The 20,941-nt window shown below is 60.8% G+C and carries 15 protein-coding genes and 1 pseudogene; 6 read left to right on the top strand and 10 right to left on the bottom strand.

What is annotated here, in order from left to right:
* Positions 1-325 precede the first annotated feature (325 nt).
* Entirely contained in the window at positions 326-964 is a 639-nt protein-coding gene (locus tag GGR62_RS05955; RefSeq protein WP_184406997.1) for an HD domain-containing protein, read from the bottom strand.
* A 147-nt stretch (positions 965-1,111) separates the two neighbouring features.
* Between GGR62_RS05955 and GGR62_RS05950 the strand changes: the two genes are divergently transcribed.
* On the top strand, positions 1,112-1,858 hold the full coding sequence (locus GGR62_RS05950; RefSeq protein WP_184406996.1) for an EAL domain-containing protein: 747 nt from the start codon (positions 1,112-1,114) through the stop codon (positions 1,856-1,858).
* A 143-nt stretch (positions 1,859-2,001) separates the two neighbouring features.
* Here the strand turns inward: GGR62_RS05950 and GGR62_RS05945 are convergent, their stop codons facing one another.
* Positions 2,002-3,696, bottom strand: a complete 1,695-nt coding sequence (locus tag GGR62_RS05945; protein WP_184406995.1) for an FAD-dependent oxidoreductase — start codon at positions 3,694-3,696, stop codon at positions 2,002-2,004.
* Between the two features lie 223 nt (positions 3,697-3,919).
* Positions 3,920-4,549, bottom strand: a complete 630-nt coding sequence (locus GGR62_RS05940; protein ID WP_184406994.1) for an alpha-ketoglutarate-dependent dioxygenase AlkB — start codon at positions 4,547-4,549, stop codon at positions 3,920-3,922.
* 294 nt (positions 4,550-4,843) lie between these two features.
* Here GGR62_RS05940 and GGR62_RS05935 point away from each other — a divergent pair, with 294 nt between their 5' ends.
* Positions 4,844-7,192 carry a GH92 family glycosyl hydrolase gene (locus GGR62_RS05935; RefSeq protein ID WP_184406993.1) on the top strand — a complete coding sequence of 783 codons (2,349 nt, stop codon included), beginning with the start codon at positions 4,844-4,846 and terminating at the stop codon, positions 7,190-7,192.
* 40 nt (positions 7,193-7,232) lie between these two features.
* Here GGR62_RS05935 and GGR62_RS05930 read toward each other — a convergent pair whose 3' ends face one another.
* Both GGR62_RS05930 and GGR62_RS05925 read right to left on the bottom strand, forming a co-directional pair.
* Positions 7,233-8,162: a hypothetical protein gene (locus GGR62_RS05930; protein ID WP_184406992.1), complete on the bottom strand. Its 930-nt coding sequence runs from the start codon at positions 8,160-8,162 to the stop codon at positions 7,233-7,235.
* A 694-nt stretch (positions 8,163-8,856) separates the two neighbouring features.
* Complete coding sequence (locus GGR62_RS05925) at positions 8,857-9,636, bottom strand: histidine phosphatase family protein (RefSeq protein WP_184406991.1); 780 nt, start codon at positions 9,634-9,636, stop codon at positions 8,857-8,859.
* A gap of 182 nt (positions 9,637-9,818) precedes the next feature.
* Between GGR62_RS05925 and GGR62_RS05920 the strand changes: the two genes are divergently transcribed.
* The 4 genes from GGR62_RS05920 to GGR62_RS05905 all read left to right on the top strand — a co-directional run bounded on the left by GGR62_RS05920 (position 9,819) and on the right by GGR62_RS05905 (position 14,140).
* Positions 9,819-10,448, top strand: coding sequence for a TetR/AcrR family transcriptional regulator (locus GGR62_RS05920; RefSeq protein WP_184406990.1), 630 nt, complete (start codon positions 9,819-9,821; stop codon positions 10,446-10,448).
* Positions 10,449-10,666: 218 nt separating this feature from the next.
* The gene (locus GGR62_RS05915; RefSeq protein WP_184406989.1) at positions 10,667-12,130 is read left to right on the top strand and encodes an XVIPCD domain-containing protein; all 1,464 of its coding nucleotides are present in this window, start codon (positions 10,667-10,669) and stop codon (positions 12,128-12,130) included.
* A 2-nt stretch (positions 12,131-12,132) separates the two neighbouring features.
* Positions 12,133-13,068, top strand: a complete 936-nt coding sequence (locus GGR62_RS05910; RefSeq protein ID WP_184406988.1) for a hypothetical protein — start codon at positions 12,133-12,135, stop codon at positions 13,066-13,068.
* Positions 13,069-13,126: 58 nt separating this feature from the next.
* Positions 13,127-14,140, top strand: a complete 1,014-nt coding sequence (locus GGR62_RS05905) for a hypothetical protein (protein ID WP_184406987.1) — start codon at positions 13,127-13,129, stop codon at positions 14,138-14,140.
* A gap of 130 nt (positions 14,141-14,270) precedes the next feature.
* On the opposite strand, the pseudogene GGR62_RS05900 reads toward GGR62_RS05905, so the two are convergent.
* From GGR62_RS05900 to GGR62_RS05880, 5 genes and pseudogenes are all read right to left on the bottom strand, one after another.
* Positions 14,271-14,544: pseudogene (locus GGR62_RS05900) on the bottom strand (hypothetical protein).
* 270 nt (positions 14,545-14,814) lie between these two features.
* The gene (locus GGR62_RS05895; RefSeq protein ID WP_184406986.1) at positions 14,815-15,879 is read right to left on the bottom strand and encodes a hypothetical protein; all 1,065 of its coding nucleotides are present in this window, start codon (positions 15,877-15,879) and stop codon (positions 14,815-14,817) included.
* The gene (locus GGR62_RS05890; protein ID WP_184406985.1) at positions 15,879-17,669 is read right to left on the bottom strand and encodes a restriction system-associated AAA family ATPase; all 1,791 of its coding nucleotides are present in this window, start codon (positions 17,667-17,669) and stop codon (positions 15,879-15,881) included. The genes GGR62_RS05895 and GGR62_RS05890 overlap by 1 nt, the downstream gene beginning before the upstream one ends.
* Positions 17,666-19,237, bottom strand: coding sequence for a restriction endonuclease subunit S (locus tag GGR62_RS05885; protein ID WP_184406984.1), 1,572 nt, complete (start codon positions 19,235-19,237; stop codon positions 17,666-17,668). Before GGR62_RS05885 ends, GGR62_RS05890 begins: the two co-directional genes overlap by 4 nt.
* Complete coding sequence (locus GGR62_RS05880) at positions 19,234-20,940, bottom strand: class I SAM-dependent DNA methyltransferase (protein ID WP_184406983.1); 1,707 nt, start codon at positions 20,938-20,940, stop codon at positions 19,234-19,236. The genes GGR62_RS05885 and GGR62_RS05880 overlap by 4 nt, the downstream gene beginning before the upstream one ends.
* Position 20,941 lies beyond the last annotated feature (1 nt).

Here is a 20,941-nt window from a genome sequence, read left to right as displayed (position 1 = left end):
GAGTCAGAAGGACGCCACGCATTGCTTGCAACCCTGCACACCGACCATCCCGACTGGTCCTTGCCCGCCCAGCGTCGCGGGACCTTACGCGGCATGGATGCCGCGTAAGAGCTTACAAGGACGTACTTGCGGCGTGTCCCGCGATGGTGGGCGGGCAAGGGCCCTGCAGCCAAGCCGCAGATCAGCCGCTCTACAGCTCTACAACCAACGCATCCACACCGTGAATCGCACCTGGCAACCTGGTCGTGTTTTGACGGTAACCACACTGCGGCCCCTCACACCTGGTGGTGAGCGCAGTCGTGTTGCCAGCTGCTCTACAACGCGATCACCCCAATGCATGCGCCGGCACCGGCTGCTCGCCGGTATCGGCCAATGCCTGCATGCGCGCCACCACGCCACTGAACAACCGCGCAGTGACGGCATCGCGGGTGCGGAAGATGGCTTCCAGCTCGCCGTAGTACCACAGCGTGCCTTCGCGCCCGGCAGTGAACACGTTGAAGATGTCCTGGCCCACGTCGGGGTTTTCCAGGTCCTGCACGATGGTGCGCGCGTTATAGAGCTTGTCGCAGCCCGATACCAATAGCGCGCGCTCCGGCGTCTTGCGCAAATGGTCCAGGTAGGCCAGCTTGCGCTCGCGCCAATCGCGCTTGCGTGCGCCGTCGGTATTGTCGACATCGGCCTTGTCTTCGGCCGTGGCGTCGGTACACGCCATCACGATGTCGGCCACGGCATCGCCGAACTGCGCGCGGATCGAGGCCTCATGGCCGCCGCCGCAGTCTTCCACCACATCGTGCAGCAGCCCGGCGATGGCTTGTTCTTCGTCGCCGCCACATTCCAGCACCAGCGTGGAGACGCCCAGCAGGTGGCTCAGATACGGAATCTGCGTGCCCTTGCGCACCTGCCCGGCATGGGCGATGCGCGCGTAGTCCACGGCCAGTGCGTAACGTTCGGTAAGAGCAGTCATGGGGCGTCCGATGCGAGCGATGGCACATTATCGCCGAGCCCGACCACCCGCGCAGTGAGGATACCGCAAGGATGCACAGCGCCCTCAATGACGCGCTATTTCGGCCGATAGGACTAAGGTAGCCCCAAGCCGTACGATTGCCCCACCATGCCTACGCTTCCCGTTTGCAACGCCTGCCGCGATGGCCAGGACTTCCCCACCGCCATCACCATGGCGTTCCAGCCGATCGTGGACGTCTCCACCCGCAGCATCTATGCCGGCGAAGCGCTGGTGCGCGGCGTCAACGGCGAGTCGGCCGGCAGCATCCTGGCCGCCGTGGATGAGCGCAACCGCTATGCCTTCGACCAGGCCTGCCGGATCAAGGCGATCGAATGCGCCGCACAGATCGCGCTGCCGGCCTTGCTGTCGATCAACTTCATGCCCAACGCGGTCTACAACCCCGAGCACTGCCTGCGCGCCACGCTCGCGGCCACCGCGCAATACGGCTGGCCGCTGGACGCCATCATTTTCGAAGTCAGCGAACAGGAACATCTAGCCGAACCGGCGCATCTGCTCGACATCATGCGCACCTACCAGGCGCGCGGGCTGAAGACCGCCATCGACGACTTCGGTGCGGGCTATTCCGGGCTCGGCCTGCTCGCCGACTTCCAGCCGGACCTGCTCAAGCTGGACATCGCCCTGGTACGCGGCATCGACGCCGACCGCAGCCGCCAGGCGATCGTGCGCCACGTCACCCGCATGTGCGAAGAACTCGGCGTCGCGGTGATCGCCGAAGGCATCGAACACCCCGACGAATACCGCGCCCTGCGCGACATGGGCATCCACCTGCAGCAGGGCTATCTGTTCGCCCGCCCGCAAATCGGTCTACTGCCAACGGTGCATTGGCCGGCGTGAGTCACGCGCCCGCACAGCGCCAGATCACCCTCTCTGCTTGAACGCACGGCGCGCCACTTCAGGCGACAAGGCAACGACCGCTGCATCGACGTAGCGCAGCCACCGCGTTTACCAATCTCGACGCCCGACTCCGCAATCCCCGCTCACTGGCCGCCACTGGCCAGTTCGGACGCAGCCACCGGATTGGCCTGATGCGCCAGATACTGATGGATCTGCGCCACCACCGCCGCGCCCTCGCCCACCGCCGCCGCCACCCGCTTGACCGAGCCGGCACGCACATCGCCGATGGCGAACACACCGGGGCGATTGGTCTCCAGCGGCAGACACGCCGGCACGCCATCGCCACGCGTGTTGCCGGTGATCACGAAACCGCGCGCGTCGGTTTCCACGCACTGCTGCAGCCAGCCGGTATTGGGGTCGGCGCCAACGAACAGAAACAGATGCCGCAGCTCCACGTGCGTGGTCCGCCCATCGGCGCGCGTACGCAATACCGCCGCCTGCAGACCGCGCTCCGGGTCGCCTTCCAATGCAGACACTTCGGTGCCGGGATGCAGCTGCACATTCGGCAGCGCGGCGATGCGGTCGATCAGGTATTGCGACATCGACGACTCCAAACCGTCGCCGCGAATGATCAGGTGCAACTGCTTGACCCGCGGGGCCAGAAACGCCACCGCCTGGCCGGCGGAATTGCCGCCGCCCACCAGTGCCACCACCCCGCCCTCGCACAGGCGCGCTTCCACCGGCGAGGCCCAGTACGACACGCCGTGGCCTTCGAAGCGCTCCAGCCCCTCGATCTCCGGACGCCGATAACGCGCACCGGAGGCAACCACCACCGTACTGGCCAGCAGTTGCTTGCCATCGGCCAGATCCAGCGTCAGCGCACCGTCGTCGCGCCCGCATTCCAGCGTGCCGGCCTCGATCGGAATCGCCAGCTCGGCGCCAAATTTCAGCGCCTGGTTGTACGCGCGCCCGGCCAGCGCCTGGCCGGAAATGCCGGTAGGAAAACCCAGATAATTTTCGATACGTGCCGACGCGCCGGCCTGGCCGCCAATGGCGCGCTGATCCAGCACCACGACCGACAATCCTTCGGAAGCGGCATACACCGCGGTGGCCAAACCGGCCGGACCGGCGCCGACGATTGCCACGTCGTAGCGCTTGTCCGGGTCGATCTCCGGCGTCATGCCCAGGCAATGCGCCGCTTCGGCATCGCTGGGCTGGCGCAGCACCCGCCTGCTGGGGCACACCATCACCGGCAATTCGTGGTCCTGGATGCCGAACCGCTGCACCAAGGCGCGGCCCTCCTGGTCGGACACATCGATCACCGTGTTCGGATAACCATTACGGGTCATAAAGCCCTGCAACCGGGTCAGATGCGGGTCGTCCGGCTCGCCGATCAACACCGAGCCCGAGGCATCGCCCTCGATCAAGCCGACCCGGCGCAGGATCAATGCGCGCATCACCACCTCGCCCACTTCGGCCGAGCTGATCATCAACGCACGCAGATGCGCAGTATCGAACGGCAACGCCAGGCAGCCCCGTGCCCCGGCGCGCCCGGCCGCCAGCGATGCACGCCCGGCCAGCTGGCTGACCTCGCCGGTGAACTGCCCAGGCGTGTGCAAGGTGATCGGCTTTTCGTTGCCCAATCCGTCGCGTCGCACCACCTCGATGGCGCCTTCCAGCACGACCCACACCGGCGCATGCGCATCGCCGACCTCGAACACCACCTCGCCTGCGTCGAAGCGCTGCGCCGGGCCGCTGGCAAAGCGCCGCGCGATCGCCAGCTGGCCCGCGTCCAGCTCGGGAAACATCTGATGGTGACGGGTATCGGCCAGAGACATGGATCGGCGACGCTATTGGGGGAGTGCATGCAAGCATGTCCAGCCGTGAGGGCGATGGCAACTTGCCAATTCGCAGCACTTGGCGCGCCAGCCGCCGCCTGCGCGGCAAGCGGACGCCAGTACACCGGCATGCTGGTTTTTTGTCCATAACGCGGTGACGCTGCTACCGAACATGCACGTCGTCACCAAACTCGATCCAGGCAAGCAACCGCGACCGTGCGCACTAGGCCTGCAGCGGCTCCCAATGCGGGCCATGCTGGCCGGCGGCCATGCGCTCGGCCGGACGCACGCGAAACACCACGCTGATGCGCTCGCCCACCGCACGTGCGGTCTTGGCAATTCCGTGCGCGTGGGTGAGTTGCGAAGCATGGCTCATCGCCAACAGGCTTCCTGCTGCCAGGTCCACACCGATCGCAGGTGCGCCAGCGTCCCTTGCACGCAACTGCATGCGGCGCGTGGCGCCCAGCGACACCAATGCAATCGGATGCGGCGCCAGCAGCGTCTGCAGCTTGTCGTGATGCATGGCAACGCTGTCGCGGCCATCGCGGTACAGGTTCAGGCCCACGGCGTTGTACGGCGCGGGCAGCACGGCCTGCACGGCAGCGAGCAGCTGTTGCAGCGGCAACCGGGGCGGCAGCGCGGTATCCAACCGATACGATGCCAGCAAGCGCGGTACCGCCACCACCCGGTCATACATCTCGCGCTGTTGGCTGCGCCAGTCGGTCATCGCACGCAGGGCGGCAAAGCACTCCTGCGCAACCGCAGGCGCCAGCAGTTGCGGCCAATAGCGCACGCCGCCTTGTGCATCGTGCAGCAGTTGCAGGGGGGCGGCGGGCGCATCGAACAGATCCATCTGCAGGATATGCGGGCGGTCTGCGCGATTTCAGCATCCTGGCTCCGAGATTTCTTGCAAGGCGAAGCACAGCCTGCGTCCGCTGCCTGGCAGCTGCAACCGAGCTTCGTTCCTGCGTAAAGGCAACCGACATGGGCGCCCGCAGTTCGATGCGCACGCTGGCATGCCGTGACGCAGCAACGCGACCTGCCGCGTCCTTGCGAACGAGCTCAACGGTGCAGGTGCACGCTGCCACGCGATCAGCCCTGACAGCTGTGCTACGGTCCGGCGCTGCATCCGCCCGGAACCTTCCGCATGCAGCATCGGTCGATCGCCTTATCCCCTCTGCGCTGGCTGGCGCTGTTTGCCGTCCTCGTGACGTCTGCCGCATCGGCAGCACCACGCGCGGCCGATGCGGGCTTCCACGCGGTGGATCCGTTTATCGGCACCGGTGGCGAAGGCCACACCTACCCCGGCGCCACGGTGCCGTTCGGCATGGTGCAGCTGAGCCCGGATACGCAGATCAAGCCGCGCAAGGACGCCTATGGCTGGGCCGCCGGTTATCGGCACAGCGACAGCACCATTGTCGGCTTCTCGCACACGCATTTTTCCGGCTCCGGGCATTCGGACCTGGGCGATGTGTTGCTGATGCCGCAAACCGGCGAGGTCAAGCTGGAACGCGGCGATATCGCCACACCCGGCAGCGGCTACACCGCGCAGTTCGACCATGCCAGCGAGCAGGCCCAGCCCGGCTATTACGCGGTGACCTTGAAAGACCGCAACATCCGCGCCGAACTCACCGCCAGCGCGCGCGTGGGCGTGCATCGCTACCGGTTCCCGAAAGGCACGCCGGCGCATGTGCTGGTCGATCTGCGCACCAGCCTGTACGACTACCCCGGCAAGGTGCAGTGGTCGCGGCTGCGCGTCCGCAGCGACGGCACCGTCACCGGCTTCCGCGAAACCCGCGGCTGGGCGCCGGGTCGCCAGCTGTACTTCGCCATGCGGTTCTCGCGCCCGCTCACCGCCACGCAATTGCACGACACCGAGCAGGACATTCCGTACAAGGGCTTTCCACCGCCGGGCGAGAAGAACCCTGCGCAACGCGCACAGATCGAAGGCCGGCAACTGGTCGGCGTGTTCGATGTCGCCAACGATGGCACGCCGCTGGTGGTCAAGGTCGCGCTCTCGCCAGTGAGCGAGGCCGGCGCCATCGCCAACCTGGATGCCGAAGTGCCCGACTTCGATTTCGACCGCGTACGCGCAGACGCACGCGCGCAGTGGACGCAAGCGCTCTCGGCGATCGATGCGCAAGGCACCCCGCAACAACACACCCAGCTCTACACCGCGCTGTATCACACCCTGCTCGGGCCCACCTTGTTCATGGACAGCGATGGCCAGTACCGCGGGCCGGACAACGCCGTGCATCAGGCCAAGGGCTGGACCAACTATTCCACCTTTTCGCTGTGGGACACCTACCGCGCCTTGCATCCGTTACTCACCCTGGTGCAACCACCGCAACGCAGCAGCGATGTGGTCAATTCGCTGCTCGCTTCGCGCCGCGAAAGCGCCTACGGCATCCTGCCGGTGTGGGCGTTCCATGGCCTGGAAACCTGGTGCATGATCGGCTACCACGCCGTGCCGGTGATCGCCGACGCCTACATGAAAGCCATCGGCGGCTTCGATGCGAACGAAGCACTGGAGGCCATGGTCGCCAGCGCCAACTACGGCCCGTACGACGGCATCGCGCAATACCGCGAGCTGGGCTATGTGCCCATCGACGAAGAAGGCGAAGCCGCCTCCAAGACGCTGGAATACGCCTTCGACGACTGGACCATCGCGCGCATGGCCGACAAGCTCGGCAAGCCCGCCATCGCCGCCGAGTTCGACAAGCGCGCCAGCAACTGGAAGCACGCCTTCGATCCCGCTACTGGCTACATGCGCGCGCGCACCCGCGCCGGCAATTTCCGCGAACCGTTCGACCCGTCCACCAGCGGCTACGGCAGCGACTACACCGAAGGCAATGCCTGGCAATACTCCTGGTACGTGCCGCAGGACGTGGCCGGACTTGCAACCGCACACGGCGGCGACGACAAGCTGCTGGCAAGGCTGGATGCGGTGTTCGACGCCAAGGTCGACCCCAAGGTGTTCGAGCATATGGAAGACATCACCGGCCTGATCGGCTGGTACGCACACGGCAACGAGCCCAGCCACCATGTCGCCTATCTGTACGCCTATGCCGGGCAACCCTGGCGCACCCAGGCGCGCCTGACCCAGATCATGGACACGCAGTACCACGCCGGCCCGGAAGGCCTGGCCGGCAACGACGACCTCGGCCAGATGTCGGCCTGGTACGTGTTCACCACACTGGGGTTTTATCCGGTCGCACCGGGCAGCAATCAGTACATCATCGGCCGCCCGTTCCTGCCGCGCGCCACGCTCAACCTGCCCAATGGCAAGCATTTCAGCGTGATCGCAGACGGCGTGAGCAAGGCGCGCCCGTATATCGGCAGCGCCACCCTCAACGGCCAGCCGCTGACCCGCGCCTACCTCACGCACGCAGAAATCCAGGCCGGCGGCGAGCTGCGTTTTCGCATGCAGGCCACGCCGAACACGCAATGGGCCACCGATCCCGCGCAGCGGCCTTACTCGATGTCGGCGCGGTGATGAAATGAGGAGGGCTGCATTCGCAGCCCTTTGCTTGCGGTTATTGCTCCTGCTTTTCCGTGGGAGCGACGACGTTGGTGTCACCAGACCTGCGCTTGTTCCAGCCGTCGATCCATGGGCTGCCGCTTGACGTCCCAGTCTCAGAGGCGTGTGCCGCAGGCAGTGGCTTGGCTGTCGTTCCAGCAGGCTGGATCGAAGCAGGGCTGCCCTCAGCAATTGCATACGTCGTGGCTGCACCGCTTCCAGAAGCGGTGGTAGTAACGTTGCTAGCTGAAGCGGATGTCAGCGTGTGCGTTGCCGCAGTCCGCGTCCCCGCAGTGATGCCCAACACTTTGTCGCCAAATTCCTGGATGCACCCGTCAGCGGAACGGCGCAAGCGCATCTTCAAATCGGCGGCCTGATTGGCGAGCAACTGCTTATAGCTAGGTGCATCTGCTCTGTACTCCGGTAAACGGACGCACAGCCCCTCCGCCACTTTGGATTTCTTTACCGTATCGAACAACTGCAACTTCGCCACATAGATGACGCGGTAGTTGTTCCAGTCGGTCGGAAAATAGGCAGAACTCCAATTGGTTGTCTGCACATCCAGCACCAGCCCACCATCGGGGAACATCTTTGCCATCTCGGCAGCGCTGGAGGTTGGCTTGATACTGCGCCCTTGCACGACAGGCACTTCCAGCTGCGTCGAAAGTGCCTGGGCAAGATGCAATGAAATATGATCAGCGGGATCTTCGACGCGATTTTCGCGAACGATTGCATTGCCAGCGCTGACTGCAACGGCGACCCCAATCAATCCGAATGATGCGTTCGCTGCGGTAGTGGCAACAAACGTGGGCACCTCGTGCCGAGTAACGGTGATCTTGTTTGCCTTGCTGCGTTCCAGCTCAGCAAGATCTGCTTTTACCAGCTTATGACTCACACAGCCGCACAGCGCCAAAGCGACCGCACAGGCCGCAAGCATCTTGAACATCCCTATCCCCTGATTTAGAGCGGCTAACAAAACGACTTCGCGTCAGCCTACTGCAGGCCGGCTATCTGCGGCCTGGCTGCAGGGTTCTTGCCCGCCCACCATCGCGGGACACGCTGCAAGTACGTCCATGTAAGCTCTTACGCGGCATCCATGCCGCATAAGGTCCCGCGACGCTGGGCGGGCAAGGACCAGTCGAGATGGTCGGCATGCATGGGTTTAAACAAAGCAACCAGCGGAGTCTCTGGTGCGGTGTCCTCGCCGCTTGCGGGACCGTGTGGCGGCATGGATGCCGCCACCGAGCCTCCAGGGATGGATTCACGGCGTGTCCCGCGAGCGGTGAGGGCACCGCACATTCGACCCACTCAGTGTTTGATCTGGACTTCTGACGGCATCCACCAAGATACGGTCGACAAAGCCAATGCACTCACTGACAGGCGCTCGCTAGGTTTTGTTAGCTACTCTTATTCGCCGCTGGTCGGCTATTCCCGCGCCCGCTCTGGGACGCAAGTCGCATCATAAAACAGTGCCTGGAATTCTGGCAGAGCCCGATTTACTGGAAGCGTGCTCGGACGGCGCTGCAACGGTCACGCATTCACACCATGCACAACATTCGTTCAACGCTGCACAGCGCCACCAGGGGCTGGCAGCGGCATCGACCGCAGTGCAGCGGCAGTGAGCATGCGCACGGCGGCCATCAGCGCGCGCCGGCCGGACGATCGGATTCGGTGGTCACCCGCTCGTCGGCCAGCTCCGGCGGGACGAACTTGGTACGTACCAATTCCAGCGATTGCCCATCGGCCGCAGCCGCATACTCGGTGACGCCGCAGTTGGGCACATCGCCCTCGCGGTCGATGCCCAGGATGGTGGCCTCGTCCATCCGCTCGATCAGATAGCGGAAGCAATTGACGATCACCTGATGCCCCACGATCAGTACCCGCGCGCTCACATGGTTGCGCTGCAGATCGCCCACAATGCTACGCAACCGAAAGATCACATCGCACCAGCTCTCGCCACCGGGTGGGCGGAAGTAGAACTTGCCCACCAGATTGCGTTGCTCGAACAACGCCGGAAACGTCTCGCGGATGCCGGAGGTGGTGTAGCGATCGAGCATGCCGAACTCCTTCTCGCGCAAGCGCTCGTCCACGCTGACCGAATCGGGTAGCTGCCCCAACGCACGCGCCACCGCAGCGGCGGTCTGGCGCGCACGCACATAGGTCGAACTCAGGATCAAGGTCGGCTGCTCCTGCTCGGGCAACCCGGCGATCCACGCACCTAGCGCATCGGCCTGGCGCTCGCCCAACGACGACAGCGGAATATCCGCATCGCGGTGCTCCAGGTCGATCAGCGTCGCCCCGTTGGACTCGGCTACATCGCGCGCCACATTGCCCGCACTCTGCCCGTGCCGCACCACCCACAACCGCGCTGGCCACTGCGCCGATACACCGGCTACCGCACTGTTCTCACTCACACACATCTCCTGCTCAACGACAACCTCACGTGTCGCACAGCCGCCGTGAAAACATGGTCGACCAGCGCATCTGTGACCAGTGTTTCAATACGCACGCGCATGCATGACTGATGGCACAGCAACAAGCGAACGCAACGGATGGGTAACGCCGCGCCGGTATACTGCAGCCCCCCGACACCCTGCTGCCCATGTCCAACGTCCTGCTGCTGCGCACGGCGAAAGAGCGCGAAGAACTGCTGCTGGAAGAGGTGCTGGACGCCACCGAGCAATGCATCGACGAGATCGGCTTGAACGCCACCAGCTTCGAGCTGATCGCCGAGCGCGCCAAGGTCAGCTGCGGCAGTCTGCTGCAACGCTTCGACGACAAGGACGCGCTGGTGCGCGCCTTGCTGGAGCGCAACTACATGCGCGCCATCCGTCAGATGTGGCTGGTGGAACGCCCGGCCAATGTGCACGTGGTGGATTTCATCGCTGGCCTGCTGGAAGAATGGCTGCTGCAGGAAATCAACATCAAGCGCACCCGCATCGACCTGGAGCTGCACCTGGCCACCTTGCGCGACCCCATGCTGGCCGCCTTCATGCGCAGGCAGAGCGCATCGCTGATCGAACACCTCAGCGCCCTACTCAAGCGCCTGCTCCGCGGCCACGCCGACCCAGCCAGCAGCGAGCAGGAATTCCAGGCCCGCGTCTTCGCCGTGGCCGCCATGTGCGGCGGCCTGCACAGCGTGATGACCAGCGGCATGGAACTCAACCGCATGCATTTGCAGTTGATCCTGCGCGAGAGTCTGTCGGGGATTTTGAAGTCTGCGCCGGTGTAGTGACTGAGAGCCCAAGCGTTCAATCTTCAACCGAATTTGTCCGACATCTGAAGCCTGCGTCAGCAGCAGATCGAAGAGACATTCCTTACCGTTACGGGCAAGACTGCTATCCAGACAGATCAGCAACTGCAGAGCGATTGAATCATCGCTACTTTGGTGGTAAATCGGCAACTTGTTCAGTTCGCTGATCGCCGTCCAAGGACCTCAAGGAGAGAGACATGCCGGAACTCGATATCAACGCATCTGCAGACGAAGTCGCACGCCTATTCAACCAAGGCCAGGCCCGCGAGGCGGCCATGCGGCTGGACGCGTTGCGCCAAGACCAATCACTACTGGTGCAAGAAGCGTTGGACCGCTCAGTCGCCTCGCGTGCAGCGGAGCGAATTGATGCACTTCAGCGCCCCGGCGGGCTCCCGGCAACAGATGCTTCGACAGTAGGGCCAGTTATTACTCGACTGGAAGCAGCGCGTAATGCACCCCGTTTCCCTGGTGCTGAGGAAACGCGCGATCTTTCTCAGGCGCAGCAACACGACATCTACGCCAGTATTGTCGAAACACGTGGCAGCGATGCCGCACACCAAGCCCTAGCAACGCAAGATCGGGTCATTCTTGGGCTGCGCAACGAAAATCGAACAACGCAGGGTAGAGATCCAGTGACCAGGGAAGCCGACAACAGAGGCACTGGCGTCTACGACGACCGCATCGTGGTGCTGTGGAGAGCTGCGGACGGTGCACGCCATGCCCGGGAATTCAACCAGGCAACAACCGAGCCCACAGCGCAATACGATGGACATGCCAAGACGACCCCACGCAGCGAAGGATTTGCTCAGGTGGCAGTCAGGCAAAAAACTGAAGGCGAAGATGTCAACCGCGACAACGTCCGCGACCTGGGTCGCCTGGCGGAAGGCACAACGGAGATGGGACGAACAACGCATCCACTTCGTAACCACCCAGATGAATTTGCATTGCGCCCCACCGATGCAGCAGTAGCAAACGGGCAGCACCGGGTTGAACGCGATAGCAATGGCGACGGGTGGTTCGATGCTCGCGACACCCACGGCGTGCAAGACCTCAATAACACATTCAAAATTCATCGCGGCAGCGGACGCAATACTGACTCAGCTGGCTGCCAGACGATCGGAGGCAACGAGTACGACACCTTCGTGAGCACGGTGCGTGGAACGCCTGGTCAAGACCGCTGGCAGTATGTATTGACGTCAGTCACCCCGACGCAAACATTGCAGCAGAATCAAGAGCAGGAGAATTTATCAACCGCTACCATCTCGGACCCGCGAGCGCCTGGCCACCCGGACCATGCGCTACAACAGCAGATCAGCGGCCATTTGACTGCACTCGGCGGGCGCTATGCACAACATGCGGATAGCTACAGCTTGGCCTTGCTCTACGAAGCCAAAGCAAATGGCATGACACGCGTTGATAATGTTGTTCCTAGCAACGCAATCGGAACCCAGGCAGAAGGCGCAAGGATTTTTTTGGTTCAGGGACAAAATAACGATCCAGCTGCGTTGCGGGTCGCTAGCGAGACGGCAACCATTGCAGCAACGCCAGTTGAGACAAGCCTGCAGCGTCTTCACCAGCAACAGCAAACTGCGGCCGAGACCCAGGTTCAGGGGCAGCAACAACAAGAGCAACATCAACAACCGACAATGGGAGGTAGATAAAAATGCAAAGCAACGTTTGCCTTCCAATACTCGCAGCTCTCGCATTTTCCACACTGGCTGGCTGTTCTCAGCAAGCACCTGCGACGACGCCCAAAGAAGCGCCAGCGCCTGAGGCGACACATTCAGATCAGAACAAGACGGCGGGCACTACCATCGAACTGGCGCCGGGGTTGCCAGGCGTCGGAGACCTCAACAATCGAGACGCACCCAACGGACGTTATCGCGCCATCCCGGCAGAGGTGGCAACTGCGCTGCTATCGTTGCCAATGGCACCACTCCAGGTACCGCGACCATTGCTGAAGCAGATATTGGGGCGCGAAGGCTATGTGGTCGAAGTCTCCCGCGGTTCCTCGCCGCCTGAATTCCGGATTACCAGTATCCGCAGCTCCGGGGCAGACTACGCCTTATGGGTGCGGACATTTCGGGGCCAATCTCCAGATATTGCAGGCTATCTCGTCCATATCAGCGCGGCCTGCAGCCAACTTGTAGGCCTCCCCTCTGATGACACGACAGAGGCGGCAAAGCGGGAGTGCGCAAAGCCAGGCAGAAAGGGACTAGGCACTGGATTGCGCGCCTATCGTATCGTCGACGGCAAGGTGGAAGACGTGACCGCATCCATTCGACAGCCCAAAGACGCGCTAGGCTCCGAACTCTATGACCGCTATCAGGCGGCAGGGGCAGGCGACGCGTTCCTGGACGACTCCCGCCTGGATCAAGTCCCCGTCGGTCGTTGGATCATGGAGCTCGACCCCGAGCAACCGCTAGCCGAAGACGCGCCCCGCGCCTTCGATCGCGGCATGCTGGTGCATGCCGGCTTTTTCCTCTGGAACGGCAACCACTTCGAGAACCGCGACACGGTGCCTGCACGCCTATGGCCGTGTACGGACAGACCGTCGGAATGCAACAAGGAAGATCGCTACGTCACTGCCGACAAGTGAGTCATTCGCGCGATAACTGTCGGCGCGTACAGCCCGGCTCACGGAGTTGCCCGACGGCGTGGTTACAGAAAACTGCTATCGAAGCGCTGGGGGCAGCAACGACATCAATAACCTAAGATCGGAGGCAGATAAAATGCAAAGCAGCCTTTGCCTGCGTGCAATCGCAGCTCTCGCGTTTCTGGCGCTTACCAGCTGTTCTCAGCAAGTACCTGCGTCATCTGCCAAGATCAATCCACCGGCTACCACAACAATTCCCGACTCCAGCACGGGCAGCAAGAACGTACCTCACCTTGCCCAAGCTTTGCCCGGGGTCGCAAGCCCTAACAATCGAACTGCAGCCAACGGCAGCTATCGCCCCATTCCCGACGAGGTCGTCGCTGCGCTGCTTTCGTTGCCAACAGACTCACTTCAAGTCCCACGCCCGCTTCTGAAGCATCTGCTGGAGAAAGAAAGCAGTTACGTTGTCGAGATACCGCATGGCACTTCGTCCTCCGACTTCCGCATCACCAGTACCGGGCAATCCGGCGCCGCGTATTTTATATGGGTACGTGTTTTTCAAGGCGTGTCCCCGGGCGTAGTGGGCTACCTTGCGCTTGTCAGCACATCCTGCAAAGAGCTTGAGCAGCTTCCGCCCGACAAAACGATGGATGCGGCAAGACAACAGTGCGCAAAGCCAGGCAATCAGCGACTAGGCGGCGGTCTGCGCGCATACCGCATTGCGAATGGCCAGGCCGAAGATGTGACCACGAGCATCCGGCAGCCCGTCGACACGCTGGGCCACGAACTTTACAAGCGCTATCAGGCAGCCGGTGCAAGCGAGGCGTTCCTGGATGCCTCGCGCCTGGACCAGGTCCCTGTGGGTCGCTGGATAATGGAGCTCGACCCCGAGCAACCGCTAGCCGAAGACGCGCCCCGCGCCTTCGATCGCGGCATGCTAGTGCATGCCGGCTTTTTCCTCTGGGACGGCGACCACTTCGAGAACCGCGACACAGTGCCTGCACGCCTATGGCCATGTACGGACAGACCGTCGGAATGCAACAAGGAAGATCGCTACGTCATTGCAGGCAAATGAGGCTTTGCGCCAAGCTATCGACGCGCACGGTCTGGCCCACGTAGTTGCCCGACGTTGCGGTTACAGGGCACACCTACGCGAGCAGCACAGCACATCTAATCGGCTCATCCAACCACGCGGCAGCCACGCCTCACAGTGATGGCTGGAAATCGGGCATGGAGGGGCACTCCACATCGCTCAGCACCTGATTCACCTGCTCGGCTAGCAGCTCCAGGCAAAACGCCAACTCGTCCATGCAGATGGCCGGCTGGCGTAACTGCTCTTCGGCCCTTGTGCGTGGCTGCGCAAGGCGCGCCAAAAAGCGCATATGGTCGCGCAGTTGCTGCAAGCGGTACTGCGCGCCTTCTGGCAGGTCACAGGTAGTAGCCTAGGTGTGACTGCACATCGCGTACAACGTCCGACATGGCCTGCTCCTCATTCCATGGAATCAGCCCGCCCGCCGCAAGGCGACGGACGGGAAGTCGGGAGGCTCGAAACCGCGAACAGCCGGCGGGCGTATTCCCCTTGCGGGTGTTGTATTAGCCGCCCTCCCGACGCAGGCATCGCGTCGGTTGCACCTATAAAGTTGCAGGCACAAAAAACCCACCGGTTTGTCGGAGGTGGGTACCGCTGTTCGGGGAGTTTCGAGGCTCCGTGCAGCAAGACTGCAACCGAAATATTCCGGTGTCAAGCCATCAAATAACGCCAATCAGCTTGCAAGCATCAAGAAAAGGCTTTCTGAGGAAATTGCAGTCGGCATATGGACTCCTCTGCGACTGCCGCGCAATCGTGGCCATAAAATCAGCAGGGTCTCGACCGCCCTCCTTCCACTCGTCCAGTACCTGCATCAGCCAATACTTGCCGCCATTCTCCCCACAGATTTTAGCTTTGTAGCGCTCTTCAATGCCATAGACGTCTTTCCAGGTGTCAATTTTTTCGGAGATGACGGCGGGACCGAACTGCACACGTACGTCCGCAGGCGTAAGGCTCTCAATGTCGAAATGCCCCAAGGCCACCTCGATCTCGATGGCTTGCGCATCTGCTGCGAAGGAGTAAAACGCTTTGCGCCGACCAGTCGAATTGTATGCAGGGTCCTTCACGCCCTTGTAAGCACTGTTGCACTCGTGGCAAACAGGAGCCAGATTGCGGAAGTTGATGGAGTTGAACGGGTAAAGAGACTTAGGCAGGTAGTGGTCATAGGCCTCCCGCTTGCTGTGATGCTCGCCTTTTATATTGCTAATACCGCAGAACGGGCATATCCCAGAAGTGTTGGTTTGCACGAATTTCAGGTAGTGATCGTCTATCTCGCCGATCTTGGCGCGCAGCGCGGTCAGATCTAGGAGTGACTGCGAATACAAACCCTTGAAGAAGGTGCCCAGTTGGCCGGCAAGACCCAGGTGATTGACGGCGATGTCGGTGTAACGGGCGAGGCATGTTGCCGGATCATTGGCGCAAACTTTCTCCAGATCGTTGTTGCTTTGATACCACCGCTTGAACTGATCAACTTGCTGCGCTGTAAGCGACGCGAAAAGTTCGTAGATGGCTTCCGTATCTTTGTAAAACGTCTTTCCACGCGTTGGTGCTTTTGCGGAGAATCCGAACTCGACCATGACCTCCTTCAGTTCCGGATTGCCCCCAAACAGGTCCGGATGGAAGGCTAGACCAATAGGCGCCTTGCACCACACTTCATAAAAGATGAAATCGATGAAGGCCTGCATCTTCTCCATCTTGTGGTGCACGTAGATATATGGAAACAGCATCAGCGCTGAGCCTCCCCATTGCTTGGCTGATCCCCGTCGAGGATGGCATTGATCAGTAGGACTTTTTCCACTGAGTCACCCAGTTTCTGGTGAATTTCCGTGATCAGGGCTTCCTTGTCTTCTCCGCCCCGCTTAAAGCGGGCACGAAATCCCTCCAGCAAAGCTTGCGCATGTCCACCGATGGTTTCGCGCTTATCGAAGGTGTTCATGGTGATCTTGTTGATCGAGGCGCCCAGCGTGTTGTAGTCAGGATGGCGGATAATGACTGCGCCACTGGTTTTGTCCTTAGCAAACACCAGCACCTTATCCGGCTTGCTGTCGGAGATCAGGAAAGGCGTGTGGGTGGTGATCAGCATTTCCTGTGAATATTCACCTTTGCCTGGCAGGCATTGGCGTAAGCGGCTGATGAATTTAGCTCGCCAGTCGGGGTTGAAGTGCGTTTCGGGCTCGTCGAGCAGGAACAGGCTATTGGTGTCGCGGAACAGCAGGCACAAGCCGAGGCTGTGCAGCAGTTGGTGCTCGCCATCCGACAACTCTTTGAGAAGCATCGGCTTCTCAACACCCTGCTTCGTGAAGTAGAAGTTCTTGATGCGCATGGCGCGCTCATCGGACGCCAAGGTCGGCACCGTCTCACTGACGTAGTGACTGGTCGAGGTGTAGAGATCCGCCTTCAGGGTTTCGCTAACCGGATAGAGATTCAGCGCTAGGAGAACTTGCAGTGCCTGGAACAAGGCCAGAGGCGAATCATCAAAGTTGGCGCGGAAGGCTTTCTGGGTGTTCTCATTGACCCAGTAATCAAGGACCAGTGTGTCCGACGCCTCATCGTGGAAATGCAGCGTGGCGCAGCGCTTGAGCTTCTCGATGATGGAGGTATTTTGTGTTCGCTCATTCGCCTCTAAGCCGTGCAACAACTTGAGCCGATAGTCTCCGGTGGCTGGATCAAGATAGACCGCATCGGTACCCGCGAACCGACCGTCCTGCATCTCGGTGGACATAATGTAGTCACCTGATGTGAAGGCTGCCAGCTGGTGACGCGTGACGGGAATACTCCGGCGCAGAATGATACGAAATTGCTTCAGCTCTCCAATGCCTATGTCCTCGCGGAAGGGCTGCAAGGTGGCCTCGTCCTGAAACAGTAGATTGCACAGCAGGATGGCCTGACTGAACCCGTTATCGAGGTAAGCCAGCCGCGTTTCTGGGTAACCAGGATAGGGTAGTTGCTTGGCGAGCGCGTTCCAGTATTCGTCGAACTGCACGAAACGCATCTTGAAGAAGGGCAGGCTGAGGATTTCGTTCTCACCCGACGAATAGCCCAGCACGTACTGCGGCAGCAGGATGTCGGCATGGTCGCCCTTGAACACCTCATACACATCGGTGCTGAATTTGCTCTGGTTCTTCCAAAAAAAGCGCACCGATTCGCCGGCGTTCTTCCACACGCTCACTTCCGCCCATGCCGGGCTGTCCGGGTTGTGGTACTCGGCGGGCACGCGGATCAGGTAGTCGAGCTCAAAGGCGACGGGCGAAACATCCGGCGCCTCGTCCTGCAAGGCTTCGGGCAGAAAGCTGCGGCGCACGCGCAGCACTTCCAGCTGAAAGAAGATGGCCGCCAGCGCTTCGAGCAGGTTGGATTTGCCGCTGCCGTTGGGCCCGGCGCAGACAAAGGGCGCAAAGGCATTCGCTTGCGCCAGCTCGTCCTGCAAGCTCCACTCGGTGCGGAAGTGGTGCTCAAACCCGCAAGGTAAACTGCGAAAGCCTTTAGGGTCGGTGATCTTGAGGCGCAGCAGCTTCATGCCAGGCTTTGCTCGGCGGAGGCTTTGAGCTCGATGCGGTTGCCGTCGTCATCAAACGCCTGCGTCAGGGCACCAGCGGCCAATGCCTCGAACGCCCAGGTCTTGATGGGCTCGTAGTCGCTGGCAGCCCATTCGAAATCATTGTCCGGGTGCAGTTCGCCCAGCCGGGCTAGCGCGGCGGCGATGAAGCGTTCGAGGGAGAAAGCCGCACGGCCCAACTGCGTGCGATAGGCCTCCAGCCAGAAGCACAGCAGGGGCGCAAGCTTTGCAGGGTCTTGCAGTGCGGGCTGCAGCAAATCGGTTTCGGGCAATTCGATCACCGGCGTAGTGATGGGCGCAGGCATGGAAGAGGCCACCGGGCTTTCTCCTTCGATGGGGGCGGCAGGCAAAACCACCCGCGACAAATCCAGCTCGCCCTTGAAGGCCTGCTGGCTCAGGGCACCGTAGAGGGATTCGAGATCGGTGAGGCTTTGTTGGTAGCCGGATTTGAGAGCTTCGACCTTTTCGACGATTGCGGCGAACTGGTTCTGCAGGCCTTCGTCGGGAATTGGGATTGGTAGGCCAGAAAGAATCTGTTGATTGATATTCTGAATGTTCGCCCCTTGCCCGCCTTGAAAAAGAACACGGCGGAATGCTGCGGAGCGGAAAAGGTGAGCGACGTAAATTGCTAGCAGAGAAGCATCAGTAATGCGGTACCGAATGCAAAAGCCACTGTAAGTGGCTCGCTCCTTTCCTGGATACACCGCCATGCAGCGGCCTACTAGCTCTCTGTTTCCATTTGATCGAACAAAGAGGAGGTCACCGTCATGGAGGAAATAGTCCGAAGCAGGCAGTTCATTGAGCTCAATGAATCCAAGGCTATCGAAATCATCTAACGCAGCCTTGGATTTGAAATCACCCACGCCCAGATAGCGAACAGTTACGCCACTCTCGCCCTTGCCGAAGTTAAGGCCATTCTTGAACGAGCCATATGAACCAAGAGAGCCGATCTTCCAGCTCTTCTCATTCCGCACCGGGTCGCCAAACATCTCCAGAAACACGCTCTTGAGCAGGTCGTCCAATTGTTGCAGGTGTTGTTTGCGCTGGGCGATTAGCCCTTCCACTCTTCCGAGCAGATGGGCAATGCGGATCTGGTCGTCGATAGGCGGGAGCGGCATTTCGTGTGCCCAGAATGATTTCATCTTCATTCGTGGCATCTTTGCCCCATCCACTTGCGCACTTGCCCACGAAACGAACTCAGGGGATCGCAGATAGAAGCACAAAAACTCACGATTCAGTTCGCCGGGAATTGGCCTAAGCGGGACCAGCTCCGTTGTTGCAATGCCACTGCTATCAGGGCAGATAACTTTATTCAGATATGGTCGTAATTTTGAGTAGAGAACATTTCCAGTATCAAATACGAACGTAGATGTACCCGCATCCGAAGCCGGTCCATAACTGCGGCGCCAGATCTTTCCTGATCCAGATTCAATCTGGTCCAGCGTAAGATGCCAGACAGTTTCGTCCGGTGCCGGCTTGGCGGGTGATGCACCGGAAGGTGCGATTTCAGACAGCTTTCGAAATCTCATCCCACCATCCCCTTCAACTCGAGCAACTTGCGCACGATGCCGCTTTTCACCTTGGCGAGCTCCGCTTCATCTACATCACCCACCTCGGCCTGAATCAACCGATCCAGAATCACGCCCGGCGCGTCGTAGTGCACTTCCTCGAAGATATCCTGCTTGTAGCGGGAGAGCGAGAGGTCGTAGTTGTTCTTCTCGTCGGCAATCTCGCTGCGCGGCACCCTGAAACACTTGGCAGTGCGATCGCTCTTGTCATCAGGAATGCTCGCGGCGTTACGAGTGCGGTACTGGGCCACGATATCTTGCAGATCGCCAAAGCCTTCCTGCTTGCTGCGTTTGTCGTCCAGCGAATAGCCATCGGCGGCCATTTCATAAAACCAGACGTGTTCGGTGGCGGGCTTCGTCACCTTGTCCGTCGGCCCCCAAACTTTGGTGAACAGCAAGATGGCAGTGCTGACCCCGGCATAGGGTTTGAACACGCCGCTGGGCAGGGTGATCACGGCCTTGAGTTCGCAACGCTCCACCAGCATCTGACGCAGCGTCTTGAACGCGCCGCCGGAGCCGAACAGCACGCCTTGCGGCACGATTACGCATGCGGTTCCGCCCTTCTTGAGCAGGCGGTAGATGTTCTCGACAAACAACAGCTCGGTCTTGGTGGTGGCTAGTTGCAGGTGCTCGTTGATGTCGCCCTTGTCGATGCTGCCGGTAAAGGGCGGGTTGGCCATCACGATGTCGTATTCGGCTTCCTCGGTGTAGCTCTTGCTGAGGGTGTCTTTGTAGTCGATGTGCGGCTCGTCGATGCCGTGCATCATCAGATTCATCAGCCCCAGGCGCACCATGGTCTGGTCGATGTCGTAGCCCCACAGTGACGCGGCAAGCTTGGCTTGCACAGCTGTGGTCAGCGTTGCGGCTTTTGATGTTCGTTTGAATCCATCTTCGTCTGCTGCAAGATCATTCGTGCCAGATTCAATTGCTAGCTGCGTTACCAAATATTGATAGGCGCCAAGCAAAAAGCCGCCCGTCCCACAGGCCGGGTCTGCAATCTTGAAAAGCCTAGTAGCGCTGGAACGAAGCAGTGCGGAAACGTCTGGCTGCACCAAGTCAGCCATAAGCTTGATGATGTGGCGCGGGGTGCGGAACTGGCCGTTCTTGCCGGCGGTGGCAATTTCCGAAAGCAAGAATTCATAGACGTCTCCCTGGATGTCCTGAAAGGCCTGCCCCTTTTCTTGGGAATCGCGCTCCATCACTTCAAAGATGTCGTCGATTGTCTTCACCGCCTCCACCAGCAGGGCTGGCTTGGGGATGATGAACACGGCGTTGCGCATGTGGTGGGTGAAGTTACTCTCTGCGCCGTTCAGGTCTTTGAGGAAGGGGAAGACCTTGCCCTGTACGTGCTGCAGCATCTCTTCGGCCCGCATGCGCTTGAATTCGCTCCAGCGCAGGCTGCGCTTGTCGATCGGGCGCTGTTGCGCCACAGGCCAGTTGCGTTCCTCGGGTGGGATCCAGGTGCCGGTGAACTTGGATGTGTATTGTTCACTGGTCCATTCGGCATCGGCCTGGCGCTTCTGGTCCAGCTCGTCAAGCCGCTTCATAAACAGCAGGTAGGTAATCTGTTCGATGGCGGTGAGCGGGTTGCTGATGCCGCCGCTCCAGAATTTGTTCCAGAGCTGGTCGATCTTGCTTTTGAGTTCGGGGTTGTTTTGCAGCATG

The sequence above is a fragment of the Xanthomonas sp. 3075 genome, from assembly GCF_014197275.1.
Taxonomy (GTDB): Bacteria; Pseudomonadota; Gammaproteobacteria; order Xanthomonadales; family Xanthomonadaceae; genus Xanthomonas; species Xanthomonas campestris_B.
This window is presented reverse-complemented; position numbering and strand designations above follow the sequence as displayed.